The 11,907-nt window shown below is 70.3% G+C and carries 11 protein-coding genes; 9 read left to right on the forward strand and 2 right to left on the reverse strand.

Annotated features, from left to right (window positions below; genetic code table 11):
• Positions 1-44 precede the first annotated feature (44 nt).
• Positions 45-362: a ferredoxin gene (locus ABTZ17_RS22790; RefSeq protein WP_352197527.1), complete on the reverse strand. Its 318-nt coding sequence runs from the start codon at positions 360-362 to the stop codon at positions 45-47.
• 254 nt (positions 363-616) lie between these two features.
• On the opposite strand from ABTZ17_RS22790, the gene arc reads away from it, so the two are divergent.
• The 5 genes from arc to prcA all read left to right on the forward strand — a co-directional run bounded on the left by arc (position 617) and on the right by prcA (position 6,310).
• Positions 617-2,383 (forward strand): proteasome ATPase, encoded by a 1,767-nt coding sequence (arc, locus tag ABTZ17_RS22795; RefSeq protein WP_352197528.1) that lies wholly within the window; start codon positions 617-619, stop codon positions 2,381-2,383.
• A 235-nt stretch (positions 2,384-2,618) separates the two neighbouring features.
• Complete coding sequence (dop, locus tag ABTZ17_RS22800; protein ID WP_352197529.1) at positions 2,619-4,130, forward strand: depupylase/deamidase Dop; 1,512 nt, start codon at positions 2,619-2,621, stop codon at positions 4,128-4,130.
• 179 nt (positions 4,131-4,309) lie between these two features.
• Positions 4,310-4,522, forward strand: a complete 213-nt coding sequence (locus ABTZ17_RS22805) for a ubiquitin-like protein Pup (RefSeq protein WP_352197530.1) — start codon at positions 4,310-4,312, stop codon at positions 4,520-4,522.
• A gap of 150 nt (positions 4,523-4,672) precedes the next feature.
• Positions 4,673-5,512: a proteasome subunit beta gene (gene prcB, locus ABTZ17_RS22810; protein ID WP_352197531.1), complete on the forward strand. Its 840-nt coding sequence runs from the start codon at positions 4,673-4,675 to the stop codon at positions 5,510-5,512.
• 36 nt (positions 5,513-5,548) lie between these two features.
• Positions 5,549-6,310, forward strand: a complete 762-nt coding sequence (prcA, locus tag ABTZ17_RS22815) for a proteasome subunit alpha (RefSeq protein ID WP_352197532.1) — start codon at positions 5,549-5,551, stop codon at positions 6,308-6,310.
• A gap of 153 nt (positions 6,311-6,463) precedes the next feature.
• Here prcA and ABTZ17_RS22820 read toward each other — a convergent pair whose 3' ends face one another.
• Complete coding sequence (locus ABTZ17_RS22820; RefSeq protein ID WP_352197533.1) at positions 6,464-7,477, reverse strand: LacI family DNA-binding transcriptional regulator; 1,014 nt, start codon at positions 7,475-7,477, stop codon at positions 6,464-6,466.
• Positions 7,478-7,645: 168 nt separating this feature from the next.
• On the opposite strand from ABTZ17_RS22820, the gene ABTZ17_RS22825 reads away from it, so the two are divergent.
• The 4 genes from ABTZ17_RS22825 to ABTZ17_RS22840 all read left to right on the forward strand — a co-directional run bounded on the left by ABTZ17_RS22825 (position 7,646) and on the right by ABTZ17_RS22840 (position 11,865).
• Positions 7,646-8,890 carry an MFS transporter gene (locus ABTZ17_RS22825; RefSeq protein WP_352197534.1) on the forward strand — a complete coding sequence of 415 codons (1,245 nt, stop codon included), beginning with the start codon at positions 7,646-7,648 and terminating at the stop codon, positions 8,888-8,890.
• A 123-nt stretch (positions 8,891-9,013) separates the two neighbouring features.
• Entirely contained in the window at positions 9,014-10,375 is a 1,362-nt protein-coding gene (gene pafA / locus ABTZ17_RS22830) for a Pup--protein ligase (RefSeq protein WP_352197535.1), read from the forward strand.
• A gap of 127 nt (positions 10,376-10,502) precedes the next feature.
• On the forward strand, positions 10,503-11,444 hold the full coding sequence (locus ABTZ17_RS22835; protein WP_352197536.1) for an FKBP-type peptidyl-prolyl cis-trans isomerase: 942 nt from the start codon (positions 10,503-10,505) through the stop codon (positions 11,442-11,444).
• Between the two features lie 28 nt (positions 11,445-11,472).
• Positions 11,473-11,865: an FKBP-type peptidyl-prolyl cis-trans isomerase gene (locus ABTZ17_RS22840; protein WP_352197537.1), complete on the forward strand. Its 393-nt coding sequence runs from the start codon at positions 11,473-11,475 to the stop codon at positions 11,863-11,865.
• Positions 11,866-11,907: the final 42 nt, after the last annotated feature.

An 11,907-nucleotide genomic window follows, 5' to 3' on the forward strand; every position in this document is an offset into this window, starting at 1 on the left:
CCCACCGGACGTCCGGTGGGGGGCCACGTGCGGTGCGCGGACCGTCAGACGGCGTCCGGTCCGTAGACCTCCACCCCGTCCGCCACCCGGCGCACGTGGATGCAGTCGCCGGGGCACTCCTTGGCCGAGTCGACCACGTCCCGGAGCAGCGGCAGCGGCACGGGAGTCGTCGCCCCCGGCTCCTGCAGCAGCTCGTCCTCGGGACTCTTCACGTACGCCAGCCCGTCGATGTCGAGCTCGAACACCTCGGGCGCGTACTGGGCACAGATGCCGTCCCCGGTGCAGAGGTCCTGGTCGATCCAGACCTCCAGAGCCGTGCGGTCGCCCGCCTCCGCTCCGGGAGCCTCCTGCTGCACGGTCATGTCTCCTGCCGTTCCCTGCGCGCTGTTGATCCGGCGTGACGCAAGTCGCGCCGCCCCTGACGGGTGTTGAACGGTTCGACCTTACAACCGGCTGCTTTCCGATGTTGATGGGTGGGTATTCCCCTGGCGTGAGGGAGCGCGCAAGGGTGAAGATCGGACACACCTCTTACGTCTTTGTGATCTAGGGGTTTCAATCACCGCCGGCCCAGGTAGGGTCAGGAAGCGTCCAGCTCCCCATGGAGGAGGTGAGGACCGTGGCAGCCCACGACGACGACATCAACCGCGGCATCCGGCCCGGACGGGGGTCCGAAGACCCCGCAGGCCAGGTTGCCTATCTTGAGCAGGAAATCGCCGTCCTGCGCCGCAAGCTCGCCGACTCTCCGCGGCATACGCGGATTCTCGAAGAGCGGATCGTCGAGCTCCAGACCAATCTGGCGGGCGTTTCCGCGCAGAATGAGCGGCTCGCAAATACCCTCCGTGAAGCCCGCGACCAGATCGTGGCCCTCAAGGAGGAGGTCGACCGGCTCGCGCAGCCGCCGGCCGGATTCGGAGTCTTCCTCCAGGCCAATGAGGACGGCACCGTCGACATCTTCACCGGCGGCCGAAAGCTCCGCGTGAACGTCAGCCCCGGCATCGACCCCGAGGACCTCAGGCGCGGCCAGGAGGTCATGCTCAACGAGGCCCTCAACGTGGTCGAGGCCATGGAGTTCGAACGGGCCGGGGACATCGTCACCCTCAAGGAGATCCTGGAGGACGGCGAGCGGGCCCTGGTGGTCGGGCACACCGACGAGGAGCGGGTGGTGCGGCTCGCCGAGCCGCTGCTGGACGCCACCATCCGCCCCGGCGACGCCCTGCTGCTGGAACCCCGCTCCGGTTACGTCTACGAGGTGGTCCCGAAGAGCGAGGTCGAGGAGCTCGTCCTCGAAGAGGTCCCGGACATCGACTACGAGAAGATCGGCGGCCTGGGCGACCAGATCGAGCTGATCCGCGACGCGGTCGAGCTGCCCTACCTCTACCCCGACCTCTTCAAGGAGCACGAACTGCGGCCCCCGAAGGGCATCCTGCTCTACGGCCCGCCCGGCTGCGGCAAGACGCTCATCGCGAAGGCCGTCGCCAACTCCCTTGCCAAGAAGGTCGCCGAGGTGACCGGAAAGGCAGCCGGGAAGTCGTACTTCCTGAACATCAAGGGCCCCGAGCTCCTCAACAAGTACGTCGGCGAGACCGAGCGGCACATCCGCCTCGTCTTCCAGCGTGCCCGGGAGAAGGCGAGCGAGGGCACCCCCGTCATCGTCTTCTTCGACGAGATGGAATCCCTCTTCCGCACCCGCGGATCCGGTGTCAGCTCGGACGTGGAGAACACCATCGTCCCGCAGCTGCTCGCCGAGATCGACGGCGTGGAGGGCCTGGAGAACGTCATCGTCATCGGCGCCTCCAACCGCGAGGACATGATCGACCCGGCCATCCTGCGCCCCGGCCGACTCGACGTGAAGATCAAGATCGAGCGTCCGGACGCGGAAGCCGCCAAGGACATCTTCGCCAAGTACCTCAAGTCCACCCTCCCGCTGCACGCCGACGACCTCGCCGAGCACCAGGGAGCGCCGAAGGTCGCCGTCGCCAGCATGATCCAGACGGTGGTCGAGCAGATGTACGCGGAGTCCGAGGAGAACCGCTTCCTCGAGGTCACGTACGCCAACGGCGACAAGGAAGTCCTGTACTTCAAGGACTTCAACTCCGGCGCCATGATCCAGAACATCGTGGACCGGGCCAAGAAGATGGCCATCAAGGCCTTCCTGGAGCAGAACCAGAAGGGTCTCCGGGTCGCGCACCTCCTCCAGGCGTGCGTGGACGAGTTCAAGGAGAACGAGGACCTGCCCAACACCACCAACCCGGACGACTGGGCCCGGATTTCCGGAAAGAAGGGCGAGCGGATCGTGTTCATCCGCACCCTCGTCACCGGAAAGCAGGGCGCGGACACCGGACGCTCCATCGACACGGTGGCCAATACCGGTCAGTACCTCTGATCGAGCGGGGCGGCTGCGGATGCCCCTCCCGGGGCATCCGCAGCCGACTGCTTTTCAGCCGGTGACAGGGCGAAATCGAGGATTGAAATGATCTCCCCGCCGGCACGGAGCCGTTCTAGGCTCATCCGTACCGCCGCTTCCGCAGTGCGGGGACGGGCACCGCACACGCACCGGAGAACCAGCGGTACTTGAGCGCCGCTCCCGCGGGGGAGCGCCGCCGGGCAAGGAGGGCCGCATGACCGTACGGCGAGTAATGGGGATCGAGACGGAGTACGGGATCTCCGTCCCGGGCCACCCGAACGCCAATGCCATGCTCACCTCGTCCCAGATCGTCAACGCCTACGCGGCGGCGATGCACCGGGCGCGGCGCGCCCGCTGGGACTTCGAGGAGGAGAACCCGCTGCGGGACGCCCGCGGCTTCGACCTCGCCCGCGAGGCGGCCGACAGCAGCCAGCTGACGGACGAGGACATCGGCCTCGCCAACGTGATCCTGACCAACGGCGCCCGGCTCTACGTGGACCACGCGCACCCCGAGTACAGCTCCCCGGAGATCACCAACCCGCGGGACGCGGTGCTCTGGGACAAGGCCGGCGAGCGGATCATGGCCGAGGCCGCCGAACGGGCCGCGCAGCTGCCCGGAGCCCAGCCGATCCTGCTCTACAAGAACAACACCGACAACAAGGGCGCCTCCTACGGCACGCACGAGAACTACCTGATGAAGCGGGAGACCCCCTTCTCGGAGATCGTGCGGCACCTGACCCCCTTCTTCGTCAGCCGACAGGTCGTCACCGGCGCGGGCCGCGTGGGCATCGGCCAGGACGGCCGGGAGAACGGCTTCCAGATCAGCCAGCGGGCGGACTACTTCGAGGTCGAGGTCGGCCTGGAGACCACCCTGAAGCGGCCCATCATCAACACCCGTGACGAGCCGCACTCCGACGCCGAGAAGTACCGCCGCCTGCACGTGATCATCGGCGACGCCAACCTCTCCGAGATCTCCACCTACCTCAAGCTCGGCACCACGGCCCTGGTCCTGTCGATGATCGAGGACCAGTTCATCACCGTGGACCTCGCGGTGGACCAGCCCGTGCGCACCCTGCACCAGGTATCCCACGACCCCGACCTCCGGCACCTGATCAGCCTCCGCAGCGGCCGCACCCTCACCGCCGTCCAGCTCCAGATGGAGTACTACGAGCTGGCCCGCAAGTACGTGGAGGAGCGCTTCGGCTCGGACGCCGACGAGCAGACCAAGGACGTCCTCGCCCGCTGGGAGGACGTGCTCGGACGGCTGGAGACCGACCCCATGAGCCTGTCCGGGGAGCTGGACTGGATCGCCAAGCGGGAGATCCTGGAGGGCTACCGCCGCCGGGACGGCCTCGACTGGGACGCGGCCCGGCTGCACCTGGTGGACCTCCAGTACGCGGACGTGCGCCCCGACAAGGGCCTGTACAACCGTCTGGTGGCCCGCGGGAAGATGAAGCGGCTCCTGGACGAGCCGGGGGTGGAACGGGCCGAGAGCAAGCCCCCGGAGGACACCAGGGCCTATTTCCGGGGCCGCTGCCTGGAGCAGTACGCCGACGACGTGGCCGCCGCCTCCTGGGACTCCGTGATCTTCGACCTGCCGGGGCGGGATTCGCTCCAGCGGGTCCCCACCCTGGAGCCGCTGCGCGGCACCCGGGCCCACGTGAAGGAACTGCTCGACCGCTGCCGCACGGCCGAGGACCTGGTCCGCGTGCTTTCGGGCGGCTGAGCGCGGCTGAAAGCGGCCGGGCCTGGGAATCATGGACTCGGGACTTTCGGATCCCGGGTTCCTGAAATGGCAGGCCCGAAAACCGGGCTCTCCTTGTAGGGTCTGACTAGGGTCTGATCTTGGGATTCCGTCCCCGGAATCCCTTCACGAGCGTGCGAACCGAGCGGGGTGAGGTAGACATGGCGACCAAGGACACCGGCGGCGGACAGCAGAAGGCCACGCACCAGACCGAGGAGGTCGAGGAGACCGCGGCCGAGGCGAGCTCCGACCTCAAGGAGCGCCAGGAGAAGCTCTCCGACGACGTGGACTCCGTCCTCGACGAGATCGACGACGTGCTGGAGGAGAACGCCGAGGACTTCGTGCGCTCCTTCGTGCAAAAGGGTGGCGAGTAGTCGCTTCCGCCTTCGAACCGAAGGTGACAGGGGTCGCCGGGCCGTGGAGCCCGGGGCCCGCAGTGCCCCGGCCGTGACGCGGAGCCGGGGCCGCTCCAAAGACAGGGCGGATGCCACAGGGCGCGCAGCCGCATACGAGGAAGGAAACGCGTGGAACCCAACACTCGTAGTACGGGGCGTCTGCCGGCTGCCTTCCTGACGCCGGGGTCGTCCTCCTTCATGGACTTCCTCGCGGACCACTCCCCGGAGATGCTGCCGGGCAACCGGAAGCTGCCGGAGGGCATCGTCGAGGCGCCGCACGGCACCACCATCGTGGCCGCCACCTTCGCGGGCGGGGTGGTCCTCGCCGGTGACCGGCGGGCCACCATGGGCAACATGATCGCGCAGCGGGACATCGAGAAGGTGTTCCCGGCCGACGAGTACTCCGCGGTGGGCATCGCGGGCACCGCCGGCCTCGCGGTGGAGATGGTGAAGCTGTTCCAGCTGGAGCTGGAGCACTTCGAGAAGGTCGAGGGCGCCACGCTCTCCCTGGAGGGCAAGGCCAACCGGCTCTCCACCATGATCCGCGGCAACCTCGGCATGGCCATGCAGGGCCTGGCGGTCGTCCCGCTCTTCGCGGGCTGGGACGAGGGCCGGGAGAAGGGCCGGATCTTCAGTTACGACGTCACCGGCGGACGGTCCGAGGAGCACGGCTTCGCGGCCACCGGATCCGGTTCGATCTTCGCCCGGGGATCCATGAAGAAGCTGTACCGCGCCGATCTGACGGAGGAGCAGGCCACCGTCCTGGTCGTCCAGGCGCTGTACGACGCGGCCGATGACGACTCGGCCACCGGCGGTCCGGACATGGCCCGCCGCATCTTCCCGATCGTCACCGTCATCACGGACGAGGGGTACCGCCGGCTCACCGAGGACGAGTCCTCGGCCCTGGCCCGCTCGGTCACCGAGCGGCGCCTGGAAGAGCCCGACGGGCCGCGCGCGGCCCTCCTCTGAGTCCTCGTCACCCGAGAAGAAAGGGACGGACAGCCGGTGTCGACGCCGTTCTACGTTTCCCCCCAGCAGGCCATGGCCGACCGGGCGGAGTACGCCCGCAAGGGCATCGCCCGCGGCCGCAGCCTCGTCGTGCTCCAGTACGCCGACGGCATCGTGTTCGTCGGTGAGAACCCGTCCCGCGCGCTGCACAAGTTCAGCGAGGTCTACGACCGGATCGGCTTCGCGGCCGCCGGCAAGTACAACGAGTACGAGAACCTCCGGATCGGCGGCGTGCGCTACGCCGACCTCCGCGGGTACACCTACGACCGGGACGACGTGACGGCCCGCGGGCTCGCCAACGTCTACGCCCAGACCCTCGGCACCATCTTCTCCTCGGCGGCCGAGAAGCCGTACGAGGTGGAGCTGGTGGTGGCCGAGGTCGGCGCCACCGCCGCCGGGGACCAGATCTACCGGCTGCCCCACGACGGTTCGATCGTGGACGAGCACGGCTCGGTCGCGGTCGGCGGCAACGCCGAGCAGATCAGCACCTTCCTGGACCAGCGCCACCGGGACGGGATGGACCTGTCGGAGGCCCTGAAGCTGGCGGTGCAGGCCCTGTCCAGCCAGGCCAACGGCGCCGACCGGGAGATCCCGGCGGACCGGCTGGAGGTGGCGGTCCTGGACCGCACCCGCTCCCAGCAGCGCAAGTTCAAGCGGATCCGGGGCCGGCAGCTGGAGCGGCTGCTGGAGCCGGTGGTGGGGGCCGAGGCGCAGGCCGACGCCGTCTCCAACGACGAGGCCCCGGAGGAGTCCGAGTAGCCCCGTGACACCCGTGGGGGGGCCGGTCCGTCCGGCCCCCGCGCGGCGCCCCGCTGCCCCGATCCGCGTACGGCGGACCGGGGCAGCGGTGTGTCCGGGGTCGGACGGCCGGCGCGGGCCGTCAGGGGGTGTGACGCGGCCCGGGGCGGGGGCTCAGGGGCCGGTGGGCGGGGGAGCGGTGGAGCCGCGGACCGTCAGGGCCACGGGGAGGTCGGGGGCCCGCCAGGTGCCGCCCTCCAGCACGGTCAGGAGGGCGCGCATGCCCTGCTCCCCGACCCGCTCGGCGGGCAGGGAGACGGTGGTGAGCTCGGGTTCGACGGCGGTGGCCAGGGCCACGTCGTCGAACCCGGTCACGGACAGGTCCTCGGGCACGCGCAGGCCGAGCCGGCGGGCCGCCTTGCAGGCGCCGACGGCGAGGATGTCGTCGTCGCACAGGACGGCGGTGGGCCGCCCGGCCGCGGGGGCGGCCAGATCGGTGGCGAGGGCCCGTTCCATGGCGGCGGTGGCGGCGGGCACGTTCAGCGCGGAGCGGACGGTGTCGGGGGCCGGCCCGCCTAGCTCGGCGGCGAGGGTGTCGGCCCGGATCCGGAAGGTCCAGGAGGGCACGTCGGCGGCGAGGTGCCGGATCCGGCGGTGGCCGAGTCCGCGCAGGTGGGCGACCGCCTCGCGGACCCCGCCGGCCAGGTCGAGGTTGACGAAGGCGGCGGCTCCGCCCGCGGCCGGGTCGCTGTCGAGCATGACCAGGGGCAGTTCGGAGCCGCCGATGGCCTCCAGGGCGTCGGCGGCCATGGAGGAGGCGATGACCCCGTCCAGGGCGGCGCTCGCGGAGGCGAAGGGGTCCTTGGCGGGGCCGGTGCCGTCGGGGGAGAGGTAGAGGACCACCCCGAAGCCGTGCTCCGCGGCGACCCGGGCGGCGCCGGTGTGGACGCGGGCGAAGTACTCGTTCGTGAGGGCGGGCACCACGAGCAGGGCGGTGCGGGTGGAGCCCAGGCGCAGACTGCGGGCGGCGAGGTTGGGCCGGTAGCCGAGTCCGGCGGCGGCCTCGCGGACCAGTCCGGCGGTGCGCTCGGAGACCCGGCCCCGCCACTTGTCGCCGAGCACGAGGGAGACGGTGGCCTGGGAGACCCCGGCGGCGTGGGCCACGTCCCGGCTGGTGGGTCTCGTCACAGGGCGCTCCTGACGGGCGAGGTCCGGGCCGGGGCGGCCGGGAGCGGCAGCGGGGCGGGGTGGACCGGGCGGCTGGCCTCATGGTACGTATGACCTCGAACGTTATACGTATTACTACCTCGGAGCGGACCGGCCGGACCGGCCGCGACCGGGCGGAGAGGAGCGGACATGGCCGCGGGCTACGCGGATCTGCTCAGGACCAGGCACGCCGCACGACTGCTCGCGGGCACCCTGGTGGGCAGGCTGCCCAATGCCACGGCGCACATCGCGATCGTGCTGTTCGTCCGCGCCGAGGGCGGCAGCTACACCCTGGCCGGTGCCCTCGCCGCGGTCTACGGCCTGGCCACCGCCGTCGGACAGCCCCTGCTGGGCCGTGCCGTGGACCTGTACGGACAGCCGCGGGTGCAGCTGCCCGCCGCCGTGGTCTCCGCCCTCGGCATGGCCTGGCTCGCCCTCGCGGGCACCTCCGACCTGCTGACGGCCTACGCCGCCGTGATCGTGGCCGGACTGGCCACCCCGCCGCTGGAGGGCGGGCTGCGGGCGCTGTGGCCGGGGGTGCTCGGCGGCCGGGAGGACCGGGTGCACGCCGCGTACGCCCTGGACGCCGTGGCGCAGGAGATCATGTTCACGGTCGGCCCGCTGCTGGTGACGCTGATCGTCTCGCTGTGGTCCCCGGCCGCGGCCCTGCTCGTGCTGAACGTCCTCGGGGTGTTCGGGGCCCTGTCGGTGGTGCTCTCCGAGCCCTCCCGGACCTGGCGGTCCGCCCCCCGGGAGGCCCACTGGCTGGGCGCGCTGCGCTCCGGGGGGCTGCTGGCCCTGCTGGGCGCCTTCTTCTTCGTCGGCACCGCCCTGGGCTCCATCACGGTGGCCGGGGTGGCCTACGCAGACGGGCACGGCGGGGACCGGACGTACGGCTGGCTGATGGCGGCCCTCGGGCTGGGCGCCCTGGTGGGCGGCGTGGTCTACGGGGCGCGGTCCTGGTCCGGTTCCCCCGAGGGGCGGCTGCGGGTCCTGGTGGGCCTGCTGGCCCTCGGGTACGCGCCGCTGCCACTGGTGCCGGGCACGGCCGCCATGACGGGGCTGACGGCCCTGGCGGGCGTGTTCCTGGCCCCCTCGCTCGCCTGCGCCTTCATCGTGGTGGACCGGCACGCGCCGCGCGGCACGGTCACGGAGGCCTTCTCCTGGTTGGTGACCTTCTTCGGGGTGGGGGCCGCGATCGGCACCGCCGCCGCGGGCCCCGCCGTGGAGTCGGGCGGCGCGCGGGCCGGGTTCCTGGTGTCGGTCGCCGCGGGCGCGGCCGCCCTGGTCGTCCTGACGGCCACTCAGCGGGTCATGCGGGCGCCGGCCGTGGCCGAGGCGGCCGCCGCACCGGCCGCGTCCTCCGCCGAAGCGGGCCGACCGGCCGCCTCCTAGGCCGTGTCACCCCCCGCGGGCCGGGCCGTCCGGCGCGGCCCGCACGGGGGTTCGTCGGAAAATGATCGGAACGCCGCTCTCGAACCCGGTTTCAGAACACAGCAGAAGGCGTAATGTTCAGTCATGGACCGCCGCATTTTCGGGCTGGAGAACGAGTACGGCGTCACGTGCACGTTCAGGGGACAGCGCCGACTGTCTCCTGACGAAGTGGCGCGCTACCTCTTCCGCCGTGTCGTGTCATGGGGCCGCAGCAGCAATGTCTTCCTGCGGAACGGCGCCCGCCTGTACCTCGATGTGGGTTCGCATCCGGAATACGCAACGCCGGAATGCGACGACCTGACCGAACTGGTCACCCACGACAAAGCCGGCGAGCGCATTCTCGAAGGACTGCTCGTCGACGCCGAACGCCGTCTGCACGAGGAGGGAATCGCCGGGGACGTCTACCTCTTCAAGAACAACACCGACTCGGCGGGCAACTCGTACGGATGCCACGAGAACTACCTCGTGGCCCGGCACGGGGAATTCTCCCGGCTCGCGGACATCCTCATTCCGTTCCTCGTCACCCGGCAGCTGATCTGCGGGGCCGGCAAGGTCCTCCAGACCCCCCGGGGCGCCGTTTACTGCGTCAGCCAGCGCGCCGAGCACATCTGGGAGGGCGTCAGCTCCGCCACCACCCGCTCGCGGCCGATCATCAACACCCGGGACGAGCCGCACGCCGACGCCGAGCGCTACCGCCGCCTGCACGTCATCGTGGGCGACTCGAACATGTCCGAGACGACCATGCTGCTCAAGGTCGGCGCCACCGACCTGGTGCTGCGCATGATCGAGGCGGGCACCGTGATGCGCGACCTGACCCTGGAGAACCCGATCCGGGCCATCCGCGAGGTCAGCCACGACATCACCGGGCAGCGCAAGGTCCGGCTGGCCTCCGGCCGCGAGGCCTCGGCCCTGGAGATCCAGCGCGAGTACTACGACAAGGCCGTGGACTTCGCCGAGCGCCGGGGCATCCGCACCGGCACCACCGAGAAGGTCCTGGAGCTGTGGGGCCGCACCCTCGACGCCATCGAGGCCGAGGACCTGGGCCGCATCGACACCGAGATCGACTGGGTGATGAAGTACCACCTCATCGAGCGGTACCGGGCCAAGCACAACATGACCATGTCCAACCCGCGGGTGGCGCAGATAGACCTCGCCTACCACGACATCCACCGCCGCCGGGGCCTGTACTACCTCCTGGAGCGCAAGGGCCAGGCCGCGCGGATCTGCAACGACCTGAAGATCTTCGAGGGCAAGTCGGTGCCCCCGCAGACCACCCGGGCCCGGCTGCGCGGCGACTTCATCCGCCGCGCCCAGGAACAGCGTCGGGACTTCACGGTCGACTGGGTGCACCTCAAGCTCAACGACCAGGCGCAGCGCACCGTGCTCTGCAAGGACCCGTTCCGCTCCGTGGACGACCGCGTGGAGAAGCTGATCGCCGGGATGTGAGCCCGGTCGAACGGCCGTGTGACGGACCGTGTGAAGGACCACAGGGCCCCGTGCGAACCTCGTACGGGGCCCTCGGTACGCCTTAGAGTGGCGGCGACCGAAGTGCCTTCTGAGATCTGAGGAACACGTGCGCCGACTCGCCGGCCTGCTCGTCGTCCCGCTCCTGCTGCTGACCACGGCGGCGTGCGGGGACGAGGACAAGGGCTCCGACTCCGTCTCCACCAAGAACGGCGCGCCCGCCATCACCGCGGGTGCCAAGTTCGGGGAGAAGCCCACCCTGGCCAAGGGCACGGGCCAACCGCCCAAGACGCTCAAGGTCGAGGTCATCAGCGAGGGCAAGGGCCCGGCGCTGAAGAAGGGCGACATGGCCCAGGTGAACTACCTCGGCCAGACCTGGGACGGCACCGAGCCGTTCGACAACAGCTTCGACAAGGGCCAGCCCTTCGACCTGACCATCGGGGCCGGCAGCGTCATCAAGGGCTGGGACCAGGGCCTGGAGGGTCAGAAGGTCGGCAGCCGCGTCGAGCTGGTGATCCCCCCGGACCTCGGCTACGGCGAGCAGGGCTCCCCTCCCACGATCAAGGGCGGCGCCACCCTCGTCTTCGTCGTGGACATCCTGAAGGCCGTCTCGGTCCCCGCCTCCGCGACGGGCAAGGCCGTGCCGCAGGACGACAAGGCGCTGCCGCAGGTCGGTGTGAACACCGACGGCAAGGAGCCCTCGCTGACCGTCCCCAAGACGGATGCCCCCACCAAGCTGGTCTCGAACTACGTGCTGGAGGGTGACGGCGCGGCCGTGAAGGCCACCGACACCGTCATGGTCAAGTACGTGGGCAAGGTCTGGAAGACCGACAAGGTCTTCGAGAACACCTTCGCCCAGGGCGGCCCCGTCAAGTGGCCCCTGGACCAGCTGATGGTCAAGGGCCTCAAGAGCGGCATCGAGGGCAAGAAGGTCGGCAGCCGCATCCTGCTCGTCCTCCCGCCCGACCAGGGCTTCGGCAACGAGGCCAAGGGCGACATCCCGGCCAAGTCCACGCTGGTGTTCGCGCTCGACATCCTGGCCGTGGTGTAAGACTGTCCCGGTTGACCGGTTTGAAAGTATGAGGAGCAGTTCCGTGAGCGACAAGCTCGAGAAGCCCGAGATCGACTTCTACGAGGACGGCGTCCCCGAGGACCTCGTGATCAAGGAGATCTGGGAGGGTGACGGCGCCGTCGCCAAGGCGGGCGACTTCGTCAAGGTCCACTACGTGGGCGTGGCCCTGTCCACCGGCGAGGAGTTCGACGCCTCCTGGAACCGCGGCAACCCGCTGGAGTTCAAGCTGGGCGCCGGTCAGGTCATCACCGGCTGGGACCGCGGCATCCAGGGCATGAAGGTCGGCGGCCGTCGCCAGCTGGTCATCCCCGCCCACCTGGCCTACGGGGACCGCGGCGCCGGCGGCGCCATCGCCCCGGGCGAGACGCTGATCTTCGTCTGCGACCTGGTCGCGGTCTGATCGCACGCGCGCGACCCCTTCCCGGGGTCACCGAGGGGCCCC

This window comes from Streptomyces sp. NPDC097619, from assembly GCF_040302735.1.
Lineage (GTDB): Bacteria > Actinomycetota > Actinomycetes > Streptomycetales > Streptomycetaceae > Streptomyces.

Coding starts and splice junctions, on each gene's coding strand:
- pafA (WP_352197535.1), top strand. CDS start 9,014: ATGGACCGCCGCATTTTCGGGCTGGAGAACGAGTACGGCGTCACGTGC.
- ABTZ17_RS22825 (WP_352197534.1), top strand. CDS start 7,646: ATGGCCGCGGGCTACGCGGATCTGCTCAGGACCAGGCACGCCGCACGA.
- ABTZ17_RS22805 (WP_352197530.1), top strand. CDS start 4,310: ATGGCGACCAAGGACACCGGCGGCGGACAGCAGAAGGCCACGCACCAG.
- ABTZ17_RS22840 (WP_352197537.1), top strand. CDS start 11,473: ATGAGGAGCAGTTCCGTGAGCGACAAGCTCGAGAAGCCCGAGATCGAC.
- ABTZ17_RS22790 (WP_352197527.1), bottom strand. CDS start 362: ATGACCGTGCAGCAGGAGGCTCCCGGAGCGGAGGCGGGCGACCGCACG.
- dop (WP_352197529.1), top strand. CDS start 2,619: ATGACCGTACGGCGAGTAATGGGGATCGAGACGGAGTACGGGATCTCC.